Below are 16503 nucleotides of genomic sequence, written 5' to 3' on the forward strand. Positions count from 1 at the left end.
CCTCAAACCCAGTCGGGCACCGAATCCAGCGCGATCAGCGCGTCGATCGACTTGCGCGGACGGATGACGTGGAATTTCTCGCCGTCGACCAAAACTTCCGGGATCAGCGCCCGCGAATTGTACGTGGATGCCATCACCGCGCCATAGGCGCCGGCGCTCATCACGGCCAGCAGGTCGCCTTCCTTGACGCGGGGCATGGTACGGGCCTTGGCCAGGTAATCACCCGTTTCGCAGACCGGGCCGACGATGTCGGCGGTGATCGGGGCGAGGTTGGAGTGATTGACCGGCACGATGTCGTGATGCGCCTCGTAGAGCGTGGGGCGGATCAGGTCGTTCATAGCCGCATCGACGATGACGAAATTGGTGCCGCCTTCCTTCACATATTCGACCTTGGTGACGAGGATGCCGGCATTGCCGACCAGCAGGCGTCCCGGTTCGATCACCAGCGTGCAGCCGAGCTGGCCGATCTTGTCGCGCACCACGGCCGCATAGGCAGCGGGGAGCGGCGGGGCGGTTTCGTCGACATTATAGGGAATGCCCAGACCGCCGCCGACATCCACATGGCGGATGTCATGGCCGTCAGCCTTGAGCGCCTTGACCAGTTCGGCCATCAGGCCAAAAGCGGTGCCGAAGGGTTCGAGATCGGTGAGCTGGCTGCCGATATGCATGTCGACGCCGACCGCTTGGACATTGGGTAGCTCGGCAATGCGGCGATAGACGTCGCGGGCGCGGGCATAGGGAATGCCGAACTTGTTCTCGGCCTTGCCGGTCGAAATCTTGGCATGGGTGCGGGCGTCGACATCCGGGTTGATGCGGACGGAGACATGAGCGGTGAGGCCCATATCGGCGGCCACCATGGAGAGCCGCTCGAGCTCGGGCTCGCTCTCGACATTGAAGCACTTGATGCCGACCGAAAGGCCCCGGCGCATTTCGGCAATGGTCTTGGCCACGCCGGAAAAGACGATCATTTCCGGCTTGATGCCGGCGGCCAAAGCCCGTTCCAGCTCGCCCAGCGAAACCACATCGGCGCCGGCGCCTTCGGAGGCCATGAGCTTGAGCACGGCTTGGTTGGAATTGGCCTTCATGGCATAGGCCAGCAGCGTCGGAATGCCCTCGAAGGCTGCCTTCACCACCCGCACATGTCGGCGCAAGGTGGCGCTGGAATAGACGTAAAACGGCGTGCCCACCTTGTCGGCAAGGTCGTTCAGATTGACGTCCTCGGCATAGAGGGTTTCGTCGCGGTGATGAAAATGGTGGACCAAGGCCGGCGCTCCGTCGGATGTGCCCTAGGCTCTAGTGCAAAGGCCCAAAAAACAAAAGCCGGGACTTAGCGATCCGGCTCATAGGCCGCCTCGATGCGCTCGGCCACCAGCGACTGCAATTGCCAGAGATGCGGATCGTGGATTCCCATGTCTTCGAGATGGGCCACGGTGGCGAAGAGATATTCGGCCATCGAGCCGCGCGAGCCGACGGCCTTGGACAGGACATCGGCGATCTCGTCGACCGACAGGCCCGAAATATAGCGGCCGGAGTGGCGGTCGATGCAGAAGGTGATGGCGCGGATCATCCGGTCGCCGGACTTCACATTGACCCAGCGCGGTGGAAAGGCCGATGGCAGCCAGCCCATTTCGCGCTCCAGCAGCTTGACCATATTGGCATCAACCTGTCCGGGCGGCAGGCGATACAGCACACCATTGCAGGCGCCGCCGCGATCGAGCGCCAGCATCAGGCCGGGATTTTCATCCGAGCCACGCCAGCGATTGTTCCAGCCGAGGCAAAAGGCCCGATGCCATCCGCGCACCAGACCGGTGCGCATTTCGACGAAGTCGCAGGCCGGTTTCCAGATCAGCGAGCCATAGGCAAAGATCCAGACCTCGTCCTGGCTGCGGTCTGGGCCGAGCAGGGTGTCGAGCGTTTCAGCATAGTCATCCGCCGTTGCCGCCCGCATCCCTTCGCGCGGGGGCGGCATGTCCTCGGATGCATCTTCGGGGATCAGATAGCCGACGTGACGCTCGGTGAGGCGCATCTGTCTTTGTCGGCCAGCCATCCACAACAGTCCAAATCAGTGAAGCACACCGGTATGGTATGCCTCGGGCGATTTCATTCAACCCCGCCGTCACCATGGCCGCCATGCTTTTTCTTGCCGAGCGGCTTGGGCTCATGCGGCTCGCCGGTGAGTTCGGTCTTCCAGCGCGCAGCCTGGATCAAAACGTTTGCCGGATCCGTGCCGCCATAGGACTTACGGGCGGCGACCGAGGCCTCGACGGTCAGCACCTTGTGCACGCGGCTGTCGATACGCTGGTCGACAAATTTGAAGTCCTCGATGGTCAGGCCTTCGAGGCCGCAATTTTTCTGCTCGGCCAAAGCGACGATCTGCCCGGTGATATGATGGGCGTCACGGAACGGGATATTGAGCTCGCGCACCAGCCAGTCGGCAATATCGGTGGCGGTGGAGAAGCCGGCGGCGGCCGAGACGCGCATGCGTTCGCGATTGGGCGCCATGTCGGCGACCATGCCGGTCATGGCGGCCAGCGACAGCGACAAGGAATCGAGCGCGTCGAAGGCGACTTCCTTGTCTTCCTGCATGTCCTTGGAATAGGCCAGCGGCAGGCCCTTCATGACGACGATCAGCGAGGTCAGCGCTCCGAGGATGCGGCCGATCTTCGCGCGCACCAGTTCGGCAGCATCGGGATTGCGCTTCTGCGGCATGATCGACGAGCCGGTGGTGAACTTGTCGCTCAAGCGGACAAAGCCGAACTGTGCCGAGGACCAGATCACCATTTCCTCGGCAAAACGCGACAGATGCATGGCGCAGATCGAGGCAGCAGCCAGCGTTTCGAGAATGAAGTCGCGATCCGAGACGGCATCGAGCGAATTGGCGGTGGGCCGGTCAAAGCCGAGCTTTTCGGCCGTCATGTGCCGGTCGATCGGATAGGGCGTGCCGGCCAGTGCCGCCGAGCCGAGCGGGCTTTCATTGAGGCGCTTGCGCGCATCGAGCAGCCGGCCGGCGTCGCGGCCGAGCATTTCGACATAGGCCAGCAGGTGATGGCCAAAGGTCACCGGCTGGGCGCTCTGCAAATGGGTGAAACCGGGCATGATGGTCTCGGCTTCTTCTTCGGCCTTCTCGACCAGCGCCAGCTGCAGCGTATGGACCTGGACCACCAGCGTATCGATCGTGTCACGGACATAAAGCTTGAAGTCGGTAGCGACCTGGTCGTTGCGCGAGCGGGCCGTATGCAGGCGCCCGGCGGCATCGCCGATCTTTTCGCGCAGACGGCTTTCGACATTCATGTGAATGTCTTCCAGCGCCCGCGAGAACGTGAAGCTGCCACCCTCGATTTCGGCCAGCACCTCGGTTAGACCGGCGATGATGCTGTCGCGGTCTTCCGTCGTCAGAATGCCCGTTTCGGCGAGCATTGTGGCATGGGCGATCGATCCGGCAATATCCTGGCGGAACAGACGCTGATCGAAGCCGATCGATGCGTTGATTTCTTCCATGATGGCGTCGGGGCCGGTGGCAAACCGTCCACCCCACATCTTGTTGCTCATCGAATACCCCGGAGACTAGTTCATGACCGAAACGCACGCGCCCCGCCCCGGAGCAACGAGCCGGGTTCGGCTGTGGATCATCCTGGGCTTGGCGGGATTGGCGCTAGCTATAGCGGCGTGGGTCATGCTCGGCAATGCCGCCGGGGCAAAGGAATGCCCGGTGCAGGACGAAGCCGCCGCAGCGATCGATGCGGCGGCGACCGGCGAGCTGGCAGCGCTCAATGGCACGGGCGAAGGGCGCGGTTATGCCAGCATGGCGTTCAAGAATGCGGCCGGCACGGAGATGAGCATCGCCGATTTCAAGGGCAAGGCGCTGCTGGTCAATTTCTGGGCCAGCTGGTGCGTGCCTTGCCGCGAAGAAATGCCGGCGCTCGATGCCCTGGCCACCAAATACAATTCCGACACCTTCATGGTGCTGCCGATCAATCTCGATATCGGCGCGGGCGGCCTCGAAAAGGCGCAGGGGTTCCTCGACGACAACCAGTTCGCCAACCTGCCGCTCTATGCCGACAACACCTTTGCGGCCTTCGACCGCCTAAAGACGCAGGCGGTGGCGATCGGCCTGCCGGCAACGCTGGTGCTGGATGAGAATGGCTGCGAGCTGGCCGTGCTGCAGGGGCCGGCGGAATGGAATACCCCTGACGGTGAGCGGGTGATCGAGGCGCTGCTGGGGCTTGGCGCCTAGATCAGGCGGTCAACCACGGCGCCGGAACTGAGCGCTGGGACTTCACCCTCCGGGGTGACCCGTTCGGCTTCGGCCCGCCTTTCATCAAGGGCTTGCAGCAGCTCGCCACGCAGTTCTGCGACCTTGCCGAGCGAAGCGTCCTGCGGTGTTCCGGATTGATCGACGAGGCGGTTGATCATCACGTTGGGGCCGATACCGAGAGCATTGCTCATCGTCACATCCCTCCAGCCTGAATTACGTCAGGCGAGCTTGTCAATCTTGACGCCCTGGCCGGGCGGTGGTGCCGACAGGGCCGTCTGCATCAGCGTTTCGAGCAGGTCGGTCTGCATGTCATGGCTCTTCTTGAACACGGCGACCTGCATGCTAGTCTGCAGCTTGCTCGAGTTCATCGCGACAACCTGCATCGTCAGGTCGGAATTCATGCCGGACCTCCTGTGCTGATAGTCCAAGCGTCACGCTAGGCGCGACATGTGAACAAACCCTTCGCCAGCCATGACATTTTGATGAAATGTGACTGTTTAACCTGTTGTTAACGGCGCTGGCAGGCAGTGCCTGTATGGGTATCCAAGTTTATCGCTCGCTTACGTTTCTGCTGCCAGATGGAGCCATACCGGCGCCAAGGGCACTCGCATTTCCATGTTTTTCCAAGACCTTTTCATCGCGCTGATTCACGGCATTAGCCTTCTGGCCTTGCTGGCGATCTGCTTTGGCCAGGTCGAGCGGCAATATTGGCCGCAGGGACTGCGCTCGGTGGTGCAGGGGCTGATCTTTGGCTGTGGGGGCATCATCGCCATGATGGCCCCAGCCCGAATCGGCGACGGTATCATGGTGGATTCCCGCGCGCTGATCGTGGCTTTTGCAGCGGCCTTCGGTGGCTGGCCGGCCGCGCTGGTCGCCGTGGTGATCAGTGGCAGTTACCGGCTATGGCTTGGTGGGCTCGGCGCCATGCCGGGTGCCGCCGGCATAGCCGTTGCCGCGCTGCTCGGCCTCGGCTGGCGCTATTTCCTGCGGCCCAAGACCCGCATCAAGGCGCGCCATCTGGTGGTGCTGGGGCTCGTCGTCTCCTGCTATCTCTTTACCGGCATCGCCATGGGCTATTCGACCTTGGCGATCCTGATCGGCATGATTGCGCCCTATATGGTCGCGGCTTCGGTGTTTGCGTCCGTTCTGCTCGGCCTATTCGTCGATCGCGAGCTCAACCAGATCGACCGCGAACAGGCTTGGAAGACAAGGGCGCTGACCGATCCCTTGACCACGCTGCCGAACCGGCGCGCCTTCGAGCGCGGCATTGCCGGGCTGCGGCTCGACAACAAGGAATCAGCGCTGCTGATTCTCGATCTCGACCACTTCAAACTGGTCAACGATAGCCATGGCCATGCCGCGGGTGACTATGTGCTGCAGCAGGTGTCGATGATCCTGCGCGCCAATATGCGCAATCGCGACCTGCTGTCCCGGCTGGGCGGCGAAGAACTGGCCGTGCTGCTGCCCGATACCGGCGCCATCAAGGCGCAGGAAATTGCCGAGCGGCTGCGCGCTTCGATTGAGGCGCTGGATATCCATTGGGAAGGCCAAACCATCAAGATCACCGCCAGCTTTGGCGTGGCGGTGGCGCCCGGCGTCATGCCGAGCAATGAGCTGTTCGTGCAGGCCGACGCGGCGCTTTATGCTGCCAAGCGCAGCGGCCGCAATAGGGTGGTGATGTCGGGTGAGGTGCTGCTGCGTCCAGCCATGGGTATTGGTTCGGTGCAGGCGCCGGCCGTCATCGAAAAGCCGGCCCCCGGTCGCGCCGCCTGAGTCGGAGCTTAGCCGCCCTTTTTCACATCGCCATAGTTGCCCGGCACCCAGAGCACGTCTTTGGCGCCATTGTTATTGGCCACGCGCGACAGCACGAACAACAGGTCCGACAGCCGGTTTAGGTAGCGGATGGCTTCCGCACTGGTGTCGCTTTCCAGCGAGGCCAGTTCGGCCGTGATGCGCTCGGCGCGGCGGGTCACCGTGCGCGCCAGATGCAGCGAGGCAGAAAGCGGTGTGCCGCCCGGCAGGATGAAGCTTTTCAGCGGCTCCAGATCGGCGTTGAAATGGTCGATCTGCTTTTCCAAAAATTCGGTCTGCACCGGGCGGATGCGCAGCGACGGGTATTCGGCATCGGGCGCATCGGCACCCGGCGTTGCGAGATCCGAACCGACATCGAACAGGTCATTCTGGATGCGGCCGAGGATCATATCGATCTTGGGCATGGAGCCGGTGTGGACACGGGCCAGGCCGATCGTGGCATTGGCCTCGTCGACCGTGCCATAGGCCTCGACCCGCAGGTCGAACTTGGCACGGCGCGGGCCGCGCACCAGGCCGGTGGTGCCGTCATCGCCGGTCTTGGTATAGATGCGGTTGAGCTTGACCATTATCTGGGCATGACCTTTTCAAAAAACCGGCGACCACTTTTTTGGGTCATGCCTTTAGCCGCGCCCGCCGCCGAAGAAGAACAGCGCGGCCATCAGCAGGATCAGCGCCACGGCCTGGCCGATGACGCGCAGCCGCATCAGGCGTTGGCTGGTATTGCCCGGCCCGCCCTTGAGCATGTTCCACAGGCCCATGCCGAGCACGATCACGACGAATAGCAGCACAAGGGCAATGGCGATATTGAGAGCGGTTTCCATGGGGTCCTACCGTTGGGAGTGCTGGCCACTGATATAGGTCGCGAGCCCCTCCGCCAACGCGTCATAAATGGCACGGATCCGATGCGAGGTGAACAATTCCCTGTGTGTGGTGAGCCACACTTCCAGTGGAGGAATGCGCAGGTCGATCGGCAGCGCCACCATGCCGGGCGTGTCACGCACGAGGCTCGCCTGGGCAAAGCCGATACCGAGTCCGGAACACATCAGCGACCACAGTAGCGGCTGGTCATCGGTGCGCAGGCGGAAATTGTCGCGCGACAGTTTCAGTCCGAGCTTTTGCGCATGGACAATAATGCCGTCGAAACGGTCGAAGCCGACCATGTCGTGGGTGAAGAGGTCGTCCACCGTTGCCGGCGTGCCGCGACGCGCCAGATAGTCCTGATGCGCAGCCGGCACGATGGGGATCTCGCCCAGCCGCTTTGTGACCAGTTCGAGCTGGGTCGGGCGGAACATGCGGATGGCGATATCGGCCTCGCGCAGCAGCAGGTTTTCGCTCGAATCGGATGGCACCAGCTCCAGCGCAATGCCGGGGTGGCGGGAGCGGATCGGCAACAGGAGAGACGGCAGCACGTGGTTGGAAATCACCGCGCTGGCGGTGATGCGCACCGTGCCGCCCAGATCATCCTGCGCCCCTTCGGCCATGATGGCGGCCTCGGCCAGCGACGCCTGGGCGCGGGTGACCGGCTCATAGAGGCGCAGCGCGGTGCTATTGGGCTTGAGGCCTGTGAGGCTGCGCTCGAACAGTGGCAGGCCGAGATCGGCTTCCAGGGTTTCGATATGGCGCCCCACCGTCGGCTGGCTGATGCCCAGCTCGCGTGCCGCAGCCGACAGCGAGCCATTGCTGACCACGGCCACAAAACTGCGCCACAGCGCCCAGTCCGGTTCTCTATTCATAATTGAATATATGACCCTCGCATTCAGCCGATATCCGCACGCTATTGAATGGATGATGCTCTGTCCACCGACAAGGAGACAAGGCGATGAGCAAGGGTAATGTGACAATTCTGGGCATCAACGGCCATATCGGCCACCACGCGGCGCAAGCATTCGTGGACGCTGGCTTCACGGTGAAGGGGTTTGGTCGCAGCAATCGCCTGCCGATCACTGGCGTCAGCTTCGTTCAAGGCGATGCCGGCAGTCTTAACGATTTGAAAGAGGCTGTGGCCGGCGCCGATATCGTCGTCAATGCGCTTAACCTGCCCTATGACAAATGGGATAGGGGCCGAGCCGAAGCCCAGCTTGCCACGGTGATCGCCGCTATGGGCGATAGCGGCAAGACGCTGATGTTTCCGGGCAATATCTACAATTATGCCGCCAGCGACCGGCGCATCGCGCCCCCCACGCCCCAGCGCCCGCAGACCCCGCGCGGCGCCATTCGTGTGCGCCAGGAGGAAATGCTGGCCGCTGCGTCGAAGGCCGGAAAACTCCAGACCATCATCATCCGCGCCGGCGATTTCTATGCCGCCCATAATACCGGCGACTGGTTTGACCAGGCGATCATGATGGATGCCAAAAAGGGCAAGATCTACCGCATGGCCGACGCCGATATCGGACACGCCTGGGCCTATCTGCCCGACCTCGGCCGCGCCTTCGCCAAACTGGCCGAACAGCGCGATGCCCTTGGGGCCTTCGAGAGTTTCCACTTTGCCGGACACTATGTGACGCATGGCGCGCTGATGGCGGCGATCACCAAGGCCTCGCCCGCCCCGCTCAAAGTCGCGGCCCTGCCGTGGCTGGTGCTCTATGCCATGGGGCTGACCAATGGCGTGATGCGCGAAGTGGTCAAGATGCGCTACCTCTGGAACAATCCGATGGAATTGGTCGATCCGCGGCTCGATGCTATGCTGGGCCCAGATTTCGGCACGCCGTTCGACGTGGCGGTGGCCGAAGTGGTCAAGCCGTTCCTGACCCAAAGGGCGGCCGCCTAAAGCCCGACGGCGCGCCGGACATCCTCCGGCGTCCAGCCCTTGGCGCGCAGGTCGCCCAGGCTTTCCGAATGGCGCGACTTCGCCAGCTTCTTGCCGTTGTCGTCGAGAATGAGCTTGTGGAAATTGTAGATCGGCGAGGGCAGGCCGAGCAGCATCTGCAGTAGCACATGCATGTCGGTACCAGCCTCCATGTCGCGGCCGCGGGTGACATGGCTGACGCCCTGCGCCGCGTCATCTACCACGACGCTGAGGTGATAGCTGGTCGGCATTCCCTTGCGCTGCAGCACCACATCGCCCCAGCGCTCGGGTCTTGCGTGGCGGATCTGCGGGCGGTCACTGATCGAGGGGCCGACCACGGAAAAGGTGAGCATACCGATGCGGGCCATGGCCCCCGACACGTCGATGCGAAACTGTACCGCGTCGCCGCGCTCAAGCCGCTCTATCTGTTCGCCGCGATCCATGTGCCGGCAGGTGCCGGCATAGAGCGGCGCGCCCTCTGGATCCAGCCCGATGGCATGTGCGGCGAGGTCCGCGCGGCTGCAGAAGCACGGATACAGCAGGCCCTGGTCGCGCAGCTGATTGCCGGCATCGGCATAGATATCCATCCGCTCGGACTGCGCCATCACCGGTTCCGGCCAGTCCAGCCCCAGCCAATGCAGATCATCGAAGATCGCCGCGACAAATTCGGGTTTACTCCGTTCCGCATCGATGTCTTCGATGCGCAGCAGCGCCGTACCGCCAAGCAGGCTGGCGGCGTTCCAGGTATAGAGCGCCGAATAGGCATGGCCGAGATGCAGCCGCCCATTGGGGCTGGGGGCAAAGCGAAGGACGGGTTTTGCGAGTTTTTGCGACACGAGTGTTTTCTACATGACCCCGATCCCGCCGTCACCGCGCATCGACAGCGCTGAAGCGATTGCCGCCCATATCGAGCTGCTGGTCAGTATCGATCCACGTCTCGCCGCCGTGCGCGATTTTGCCGGGCCAGTGGCGCCGCGCATCAACCCGCCCGGTTTTGCCGGCATGGCCAAGGTGATCACCGGCCAGCAACTCTCGGTCACCAGCGCCGCCGCGATCTGGGGGCGGTTCGAGCAATTGCCCGGTGCGCTTGATCCGCTGACCTATCTGGCGCTCAGCGAAGAGGCCGTGCGGGCCACCGGCTTTTCCGGCGGCAAGTTCCGTACCGTCCGCGTCATTGCGGAAGCCATGGTGGCGGGTGAACTGGACTTCTCCCATCTCGAAACCCTGCCGGCCGATGAGGCGGTGGCCTATCTCGTGGCCCACAAGGGCATCGGGCCATGGACGGCTGAGGTCTATCTGATGTTCTGCGCCGGCCATCCCGATGTGTTTCCGGCCGGCGATCTCGCCCTGCTCAAGGCGGTGCAGCACGGCCTCGGACTTGACGCGCGGCCGAGCATCAAGGAGATGATCCGGATCGCTGCCTCCTGGGCGCCATATCGTTCGGCGGCCGCCCTGCTGTTCTGGCGCTATTTCGCGGTGATGCGCGACCGAGAAGGAATCCTGTTGTGACCAAGCTCTCCGGCCCCATGCTGCCACCCGCCTCGGGCGGATTGCCCAAACAGGCCGTGGTGCTGCTGCATGGCTATGGCAGCGACGGGCACGACCTGATCGGTCTTGCGCCGCACTGGCAGGGCATTCTGCCGGATGCCGTGTTCATTTCGCCCAATGGCCCCGACCAATGCCGGCAGCTGGCCTCAGGCTTCCAGTGGTTCGACATCAGCTTCGATGCCGACCGCCTCGCCAGCCGGCAGGAGGGCGTCATCACGGCCCGGCCGGTGCTGGTCGAATTTCTCACCGACCTGTGGAGCCAGAGCGGCATTACCCCGGAAAACACCATCCTCGCAGGCTTCAGCCAGGGCGCGATGATGGCGCTGCATGTCGGGCTGTCGCTCGAAAAGCCGCTGATGGGCATCATCGCTTTTTCCGGCGCCTTCCTGCCGCCGGAGGGTTTCGGGACGACAGAATTGCCGAATACTCCGGTCTGCCTAGTGCATGGCGACATGGACGAGGTGGTCGATCCCGAGCACAGCGCCGATGCCGATGTGGCGCTGCGGCTGGCCGGCTATGACGTGAGCTATCATGTCAGCGAGGGCATCGCCCATGGCATCGCCCCGGACGGGCTGGAATTTGCCACCCAGTTCATCGCCCGGGTCGCCGCAAAATAAGCCATTAACGCCCGCTTCACAGGCCTGACATATTGGGCCTAGTATAAGAGGGCTATGGACTTACTCGATTCCCGATCCGGGAGACTCTAGTGACCATCCACGTGTCGCCTGAGGCCTGTCCCGCGCTGGTACTGAACGCCGACTTCCGGCCGCTCAGCTACTATCCATTGTCGCTTTGGTCCTGGCAGGACGCCATCAAGGCGGTGTGCCTGGACCGGGTGAATATCGTCTCGCTCTACGATACGGTGATCCACTCCCCCAGCTTCGAAATGCGGCTGCCCAGCGTCGTCTCGCTGCGCGATTATGTGAAGCCGGCGCGTCATCCGGCCTTCACCCGCTTCAACGTCTTCCTGCGCGATCGCTTTCAGTGCCAATATTGCGGCGCCAGGGATGACCTGACTTTCGACCATGTCATTCCCCGCTCCAAGGGCGGCTTGACCACCTGGGAAAATGTTGTGGCGGCCTGTGCGCCCTGCAATCTGCGCAAGGCCAATCGCATGCCGAGCGAAATCCGCATGTTCCCGCACCAGACGCCTTACCATCCAACGGTGCATGACCTGCATAACAACGGCCGGGCCTTCCCGCCCAACCACCTGCACCAGAGCTGGCTGGACTATCTCTACTGGGACATCGAGCTTGAGCCGTAGGACTTGCCGCTTCGCCGTCCAATAACTATTATTGGTCGTGACCAGGCAGGAGAGCACGCATGGCGATCAGCGCAGAACTGGGCGAAAATCTGGAGAGGGTCGTCAACGACCTCGTCGAGAATGGGCGTTACAACTCCAAGAGCGAAGTTTTGCGCGAAGGCGTGCGACTGGTGCAGGAGCGCGAGGCTGCATTTCAGCGGTTGGCGGCAAAGCTGCAAGCAGGGCAGGACGACATTGACGCCGGGCGGGTCCATCCTGCTGAGGAGGTGTTTGCCGAGTTGCGTGAACTCATCGATCAGATAGCGAGAAAGGCTTCCTGATGCGTGTCGCGTTTTCCACAGAGGCAAGACGCGATCTTCGTTACATAGCAGTCTTTATATCGGCGGATAGTTTAGGAGCAGCCTTCAAGTTGGTTGGCGAGTTGGAAACCGCTTGCCTCGGCTTAGCAGATCATCCCCAGCGCTATGAGCTTGTTCCAGGGTTCGAACACCTGGCCTATCGTCGCCGACCGCTTGGCAATTACGCGATTATTTATGCTGTCAGCGACACCATACTGATCGTACGCGTCCTTCACTCGGCCATGGATCTCTCAACCGCGCTCGGCGACTAAACCCGACGGCGATGCCGCGACTGGGCCCAGATCGAAATGCCCAGCAGTCCGACAATGGCCACTGAAATCAGCGCGTTATAGCCGGCCAGCGAAATCCCCAGGAAGCGGAACTGCACCACGTCGCAGCCGATCACCGGGGTCAGGTTGTTGAGCGAGCTGAAATCCATCATTTCGCCGACGCCGGTGCAGGCGGTCGGGCCGGGCCAGAAGCCCCATTCCACACCCGCGTGATAGCTGCCCATATAGGCGCCCCAGACGAAGATCGCAGTGACCACGGCCATGGCGATGTACCACACCGCCAGCGGCAGGCGGTTCCAGGTCACCAGCACGGCCAGCAGGATCGGTAGGCCATAATAATAGGCCAGGCGCTGCCCGAGGCAGAGCTCGCAGGGCACCAGCCCCCCGATCAGCTGCGACCCCCAGGCAGCGGCGATGGTGATGAAGCCGAGCACGAAGGCGAGGCCGGCCGATTTCTTGTCGAGCGGGTGGAGAATGGAGGCGGCCATGCTGGAAAACTCTTGGGGTGACGCTGGTGGCTGAATAGACCGCGATTGCGGCAAATTCCAGCGGGGAACGGGCTTGTGATCAGTCGCCGGGGAGGGTGATGCCGGCAGCCTGTCGCAGGGCAATGGCATTGGCAGGGGCGTGCAATTTGTCCTCATGCACGAAATAGGCAAACACGTCCTTGCCCGCGTCAGCCCAGGCTTTCACTGTCTTTGCCCAATCGGCAATATCGTCAGCCTGATAGCCCTGCGCGTCGCCCCGCGCCGGCCCCTGCAACCGGCAATAGGCAAAGTCGGCGGTTAGCTCGCGCGACGGGTTTTCCGCCGTGTCGGCAATCACGCGGGCCATATTGTGCTCAGCCAGCAGCGCATTGACCTCGGGCACATCGAAACTGGCGTTGCGCAGCTCGATGGCGTGGCGGATCGGGCCAACGCCCGCGGTGTCGAGAAAGGGTTCGCTCTTCAATCGTTCGTCGGCCTTGCTCGACAGTTTCACATAGTCCGCCGTGGTCTTGGGCAGCAGGTTCAGAAAATTCGCCAAAACATCCCGGTCATAGCTGACATTGGGCGGCAGCTGCCAGACGAAGGGGCCGAGCTTGGCGCCCAGCGCCAGCGGTCCCGAGGCGAAAAAATTGGCCAGCTCGATCTCGCAGTTCTTCAGCCGCTTGATATGGGTGACCAGCTTCGGGCCCTTGATCGAAAACACAAAGCCATCGCGCGCCGCCTCGCCCGCCCATTTGGCAAAGCTTGCCGGCTTCTGGTTGGCGCGGAAGGTGGCATTGATCTCAATGCTGCCCAGGCGCGAGGCGGCACAGGCCAGCTCTTTTTTCTGTACCAGGCCTTCTGGAAAAAACGTCCCGCGCCAGGGCTCGAATACCCAGCCGGCGGTTCCAGTGCGTATCACACCCGTCGAGGCCATAAAAATCTCCGCGATTTTCTGGCCCATTAGTGGCACGCGGTCAGGCCGATGTCAGCAGGCCCGCAGCGCAGAATCAGCCGGCAGCGGCTGCGCTGCGCAGGCGGATGGCGGCCGAGGCCGCTCTGGGATCGGGTGGAAGCACGGCGTTCTTGAGGGCGATGGAATAGGGATGCGTGGGATTGTCCAGCACCGCCCGCGCATCGCCGCTTTCGATCACCACGCCCTTTTGCATGATGATGACGCGGTCGGAAATATAGTAGGCCGTCGCCAGGTCGTGGGTGATGTAGATGATCGAGACCTTCAGCTCATCGCGCAGCGAGCGGAACAGGTTGACGATCGACATGCGCAGGGACGCATCGACCATGGAGACTGGCTCGTCGGCGACGATCAGCTTGGGCGAGGGGATCAGCGCACGCGCCACGGCGACACGCTGCAATTGCCCGCCGGAGAGCTCGTGGGAAAACCGACCCTTGATCTCGGCCATGGAGAGGCCGACGCGCTGCAGGGCTTCGTCACAGACGCGCTCCTTTTCCGCCTGGTTATTGGCGCCGGCGAAACGATGCGCGGTGCCGAACAGATAAGCGTCAACACGGGTCAGCGGGTTGAAAGCCTCGAAGGGGTTCTGAAACACCGGCTGCACCCGCGCCATGAAGGCTTCGCGCTGGCTGCGGTTGCGGATGGTGCTGATATCGGTGCCGTCAAACACCAGCCGGCCGCTATTGGGCACTTCATTGCCCAGCATCATCTTGGCCATGGTCGACTTGCCCGAGCCGCTTTCGCCGACAATGGCGAAGATTTCAGGCTTGTCGGCATCGAGCGAAAAGCTCACGTCATTGACCGCCTTGATGCTCTGCCGGGAGAACAGGCCGCCGACGGGATAGAGCTTGGTGACGTGGTCGAGTTCCAGCAGCTTGCTCATTTGACGGCAACCTCCCCGGCACGGAAACAGGCGACGCGGCCGCCGATGGCGCTGGGCAGCATTTCCGGCACCTCTTTGGAACAGCGGTCGATGGCAATCGGGCAGCGCGGATGGAAACGGCAACCGGATGGTGGATTGGCAAGGCTCGGCGGCTTGCCGGCAAGGCTCTTTCGCGTCGAGACATCGCCGATGCGTGGCAGGCTGGCGATCAGATGGGCGGTATAGGGGTGCTGCGGATTGTCGAACATGGCCTGGGTGGGGCCTTCCTCGGCAAGGCGGCCGGCGTACATGATGGCGAGACGATCGGTGATCGCGGCATGTACCGACATGTCATGGGTGACAAACACCACCGATGAGCCCAGGCGCGCCTGCACCTCCTTGAGCAGGCCCAGCACGTCCTGCTGCACCAGCACGTCGAGGGCCGTGGTCGGCTCGTCAGCGATGATGAATTCGGGCTCGCAGACCGTGGCGAGCGCAATGGTCACGCGCTGGCGCATGCCGCCCGAGAGCTGGTGCGGAAAGGCCTCCAGCACATTGGGATCAAGCCCGAGCTTTTGCAGGTGGCTTTCGACGCGCTGGCGAAAGGCCCGGCGGTCCAGCCCCATGTGGCGGAAGGCGAAGTCGTTGAAAGCATGCTTGATGCGGCGCACCGGGTTCAGCACGCTCATCGAGCCCTGCATGATATAGCTCAGGTTTTGCCAGCGCGCCGCCTTCATCTTTTCGGGCTCGGCATAGACGTCGATATGGGTGTCACCGAAGCTGAAGTTGACGCTGCCGTCGACCACCCGCATCGGCGGGCGGATGGCGCCAGCCAGGGTCTTGATCAGGGAGGTCTTGCCCGAGGAGCTTTCCCCGGCAATGCCATAGACCTCGTTGCGGCGCACTGTGAGGCTGATGCCGTCGACGGCCCGCACCTCGCGGCGCACGCCGAACATGTCGTTGACGTAATAGGCCTTGAGATCCCTGATGGTCAGGACATCCTGGGCCTGGGTGACGGCGGGTTTGAAATCGAGAACCTCGGTCATCTCACGCTCCCATGCGCGCGAGACGGCTGCGCGGATCGATATATTCGTTGACCGACATGGCCAGCAGGAACAGGCCGATGAACAGCATCACCACGGCCACCATGGGCACGGCGATCCACCACCAGATGCCGGCCACCATGGCCGAATGGGCATTGGCCCAGTAGATCATGCCGCCAATGGTCGGGCGGTTGATGTCGGAAAAGCCCAGGATTGAAAGCGTGACCTCAAGGCCGATCGCCCAGATCAGGTTATTCATCGTGGTGAAGAAGACGATCGGCATCACATAGGGCAGGTGCTCGCGCAGCAGGATCTGGGTGGTGCGCATGCCCGAAAACGCCGCGTGGCGGGTGAATTCGCGCGTGCGCAGCGACAGCGCCACCGAACGGATCAGCCGGCTGTCATGGGTCCAGCCCAGCAAGGCCGCGGTCAGCGCCAGCACCGGCCAGGTCATCTGGTCGCGCAAGACGAAGACCAGCAGCAGCAGGATCGGGATATTGGGCAGCGCGCCCAGCGTGTCGTTGAAGGCCATGATGGCCTGGTCGGTCTTGCCGCCGACATAGCCGGAGATCAGGCCCACCGCGATGGCGATCACGCGGCTGATCAGCGCCACCACAATGCCAAAGATCAGCGTATTGCGCATCGAGGCGGCCAATTGCCAGAACATGTCCTGGCCGCGGCTATTGGTGCCCAGCCAGTACTCCGATCCTGGCGGCATGTCGGGGATGACCGCATAGGTCATCATCTCGTCATAGGGGGCAAAATACGACGCCACGACCACGGCCAGAATGATGGCGATCAGTAGCGAGCCGAACAGGAATTCGCGGTTGTAGCGCAGCAGGTCACGAAGAACTTTGAACATGGTG

The 16503-nt window shown here is 62.6% G+C and carries 22 protein-coding genes; 8 read left to right on the forward strand and 14 right to left on the reverse strand.

Going from position 1 to position 16503, the window contains the following annotated elements:
- Positions 1 to 2 precede the first annotated feature (2 nt).
- The 3 genes from lysA to argH form a co-directional block, all read right to left on the reverse strand.
- Positions 3 to 1262 carry a diaminopimelate decarboxylase gene (gene lysA / locus BM045_RS12700; protein WP_092183822.1) on the reverse strand — a complete coding sequence of 420 codons (1260 nt, stop codon included), beginning with the start codon at positions 1260 to 1262 and terminating at the stop codon, positions 3 to 5.
- A gap of 65 nt (positions 1263 to 1327) precedes the next feature.
- Positions 1328 to 2047 (reverse strand): gamma-glutamylcyclotransferase, encoded by a 720-nt coding sequence (locus BM045_RS12705; RefSeq protein ID WP_092183824.1) that lies wholly within the window; start codon positions 2045 to 2047, stop codon positions 1328 to 1330.
- Positions 2048 to 2100: 53 nt separating this feature from the next.
- The gene (gene argH, locus BM045_RS12710; protein WP_092183826.1) at positions 2101 to 3549 is read right to left on the reverse strand and encodes an argininosuccinate lyase; all 1449 of its coding nucleotides are present in this window, start codon (positions 3547 to 3549) and stop codon (positions 2101 to 2103) included.
- Positions 3550 to 3571: 22 nt separating this feature from the next.
- Here argH and BM045_RS12715 point away from each other — a divergent pair, with 22 nt between their 5' ends.
- Positions 3572 to 4234: a TlpA family protein disulfide reductase gene (locus BM045_RS12715; RefSeq protein ID WP_244522988.1), complete on the forward strand. Its 663-nt coding sequence runs from the start codon at positions 3572 to 3574 to the stop codon at positions 4232 to 4234.
- On the opposite strand, the gene BM045_RS12720 is transcribed toward BM045_RS12715, so the two are convergent.
- Both BM045_RS12720 and BM045_RS12725 read right to left on the reverse strand, forming a co-directional pair.
- Positions 4231 to 4446, reverse strand: coding sequence for a hypothetical protein (locus BM045_RS12720; protein WP_092183828.1), 216 nt, complete (start codon positions 4444 to 4446; stop codon positions 4231 to 4233). The genes BM045_RS12715 and BM045_RS12720 overlap by 4 nt on opposite strands.
- 27 nt (positions 4447 to 4473) lie before the next feature.
- The gene (locus tag BM045_RS12725; RefSeq protein WP_092183830.1) at positions 4474 to 4656 is read right to left on the reverse strand and encodes a putative motility protein; all 183 of its coding nucleotides are present in this window, start codon (positions 4654 to 4656) and stop codon (positions 4474 to 4476) included.
- 214 nt (positions 4657 to 4870) lie between these two features.
- On the opposite strand from BM045_RS12725, the gene BM045_RS12730 reads away from it, so the two are divergent.
- On the forward strand, positions 4871 to 6028 hold the full coding sequence (locus BM045_RS12730; RefSeq protein WP_092183832.1) for a GGDEF domain-containing protein: 1158 nt from the start codon (positions 4871 to 4873) through the stop codon (positions 6026 to 6028).
- 8 nt (positions 6029 to 6036) lie between these two features.
- Here the strand turns inward: BM045_RS12730 and BM045_RS12735 are convergent, their stop codons facing one another.
- The 3 genes from BM045_RS12735 to BM045_RS12745 are packed head-to-tail and all read right to left on the reverse strand — an operon-like array spanning position 6037 to position 7800.
- A complete protein-coding gene (locus tag BM045_RS12735; RefSeq protein ID WP_092183834.1) occupies positions 6037 to 6633 on the reverse strand; it encodes a cob(I)yrinic acid a,c-diamide adenosyltransferase in 597 nt (198 codons plus the stop codon).
- A 54-nt stretch (positions 6634 to 6687) separates the two neighbouring features.
- Positions 6688 to 6888 carry a twin transmembrane helix small protein gene (locus BM045_RS12740; protein WP_092183836.1) on the reverse strand — a complete coding sequence of 67 codons (201 nt, stop codon included), beginning with the start codon at positions 6886 to 6888 and terminating at the stop codon, positions 6688 to 6690.
- Between the two features lie 6 nt (positions 6889 to 6894).
- Positions 6895 to 7800, reverse strand: coding sequence for a LysR family transcriptional regulator (locus tag BM045_RS12745; RefSeq protein WP_092183838.1), 906 nt, complete (start codon positions 7798 to 7800; stop codon positions 6895 to 6897).
- An 86-nt stretch (positions 7801 to 7886) separates the two neighbouring features.
- Here BM045_RS12745 and BM045_RS12750 point away from each other — a divergent pair, with 86 nt between their 5' ends.
- Positions 7887 to 8834 (forward strand): NAD-dependent epimerase/dehydratase family protein, encoded by a 948-nt coding sequence (locus BM045_RS12750; RefSeq protein WP_092183840.1) that lies wholly within the window; start codon positions 7887 to 7889, stop codon positions 8832 to 8834.
- On the opposite strand, the gene gluQRS is transcribed toward BM045_RS12750, so the two are convergent.
- Positions 8831 to 9688 carry a tRNA glutamyl-Q(34) synthetase GluQRS gene (gene gluQRS, locus BM045_RS12755; protein ID WP_092183842.1) on the reverse strand — a complete coding sequence of 286 codons (858 nt, stop codon included), beginning with the start codon at positions 9686 to 9688 and terminating at the stop codon, positions 8831 to 8833. The two genes, BM045_RS12750 and gluQRS, sit on opposite strands and share 4 nt — an antisense overlap.
- Positions 9689 to 9701: 13 nt before the next feature.
- On the opposite strand from gluQRS, the gene BM045_RS12760 reads away from it, so the two are divergent.
- The 5 genes from BM045_RS12760 (at position 9702) to BM045_RS12780 (ending at position 12274) form a co-directional block, all read left to right on the forward strand.
- On the forward strand, positions 9702 to 10361 hold the full coding sequence (locus BM045_RS12760) for a DNA-3-methyladenine glycosylase family protein (RefSeq protein WP_092183844.1): 660 nt from the start codon (positions 9702 to 9704) through the stop codon (positions 10359 to 10361).
- On the forward strand, positions 10358 to 11017 hold the full coding sequence (locus BM045_RS12765; protein WP_092183846.1) for an alpha/beta hydrolase: 660 nt from the start codon (positions 10358 to 10360) through the stop codon (positions 11015 to 11017). The genes BM045_RS12760 and BM045_RS12765 overlap by 4 nt, the downstream gene beginning before the upstream one ends.
- 89 nt (positions 11018 to 11106) lie before the next feature.
- On the forward strand, positions 11107 to 11664 hold the full coding sequence (locus tag BM045_RS12770; protein ID WP_092183847.1) for an HNH endonuclease: 558 nt from the start codon (positions 11107 to 11109) through the stop codon (positions 11662 to 11664).
- 59 nt (positions 11665 to 11723) lie between these two features.
- Positions 11724 to 11984 (forward strand): type II toxin-antitoxin system ParD family antitoxin, encoded by a 261-nt coding sequence (locus BM045_RS12775; protein ID WP_092183849.1) that lies wholly within the window; start codon positions 11724 to 11726, stop codon positions 11982 to 11984.
- The gene (locus BM045_RS12780) at positions 11984 to 12274 is read left to right on the forward strand and encodes a type II toxin-antitoxin system RelE/ParE family toxin (RefSeq protein WP_092183851.1); all 291 of its coding nucleotides are present in this window, start codon (positions 11984 to 11986) and stop codon (positions 12272 to 12274) included. Before BM045_RS12775 ends, BM045_RS12780 begins: the two co-directional genes overlap by 1 nt.
- On the opposite strand, the gene BM045_RS12785 is transcribed toward BM045_RS12780, so the two are convergent.
- The 5 genes from BM045_RS12785 to BM045_RS12805 all read right to left on the reverse strand — a co-directional run bounded on the left by BM045_RS12785 (position 12271) and on the right by BM045_RS12805 (position 16499).
- Positions 12271 to 12780: a disulfide bond formation protein B gene (locus BM045_RS12785; protein WP_092183853.1), complete on the reverse strand. Its 510-nt coding sequence runs from the start codon at positions 12778 to 12780 to the stop codon at positions 12271 to 12273. The two genes, BM045_RS12780 and BM045_RS12785, sit on opposite strands and share 4 nt — an antisense overlap.
- 79 nt (positions 12781 to 12859) lie before the next feature.
- Positions 12860 to 13696 carry a DUF72 domain-containing protein gene (locus tag BM045_RS12790; protein ID WP_170848495.1) on the reverse strand — a complete coding sequence of 279 codons (837 nt, stop codon included), beginning with the start codon at positions 13694 to 13696 and terminating at the stop codon, positions 12860 to 12862.
- Positions 13697 to 13769: 73 nt separating this feature from the next.
- The gene (locus BM045_RS12795) at positions 13770 to 14615 is read right to left on the reverse strand and encodes an ABC transporter ATP-binding protein (RefSeq protein WP_092183857.1); all 846 of its coding nucleotides are present in this window, start codon (positions 14613 to 14615) and stop codon (positions 13770 to 13772) included.
- Positions 14612 to 15640, reverse strand: coding sequence for an ABC transporter ATP-binding protein (locus BM045_RS12800; protein ID WP_092183859.1), 1029 nt, complete (start codon positions 15638 to 15640; stop codon positions 14612 to 14614). Before BM045_RS12800 ends, BM045_RS12795 begins: the two co-directional genes overlap by 4 nt.
- Before the next feature lies 1 nt (position 15641).
- Entirely contained in the window at positions 15642 to 16499 is an 858-nt protein-coding gene (locus BM045_RS12805) for an ABC transporter permease (RefSeq protein ID WP_092183861.1), read from the reverse strand.
- Between the last annotated feature and the right edge of the window lie 4 nt (positions 16500 to 16503).

This window comes from Devosia sp. YR412 (assembly GCF_900110945.1).
Lineage (GTDB): Bacteria > Pseudomonadota > Alphaproteobacteria > Rhizobiales > Devosiaceae > Devosia.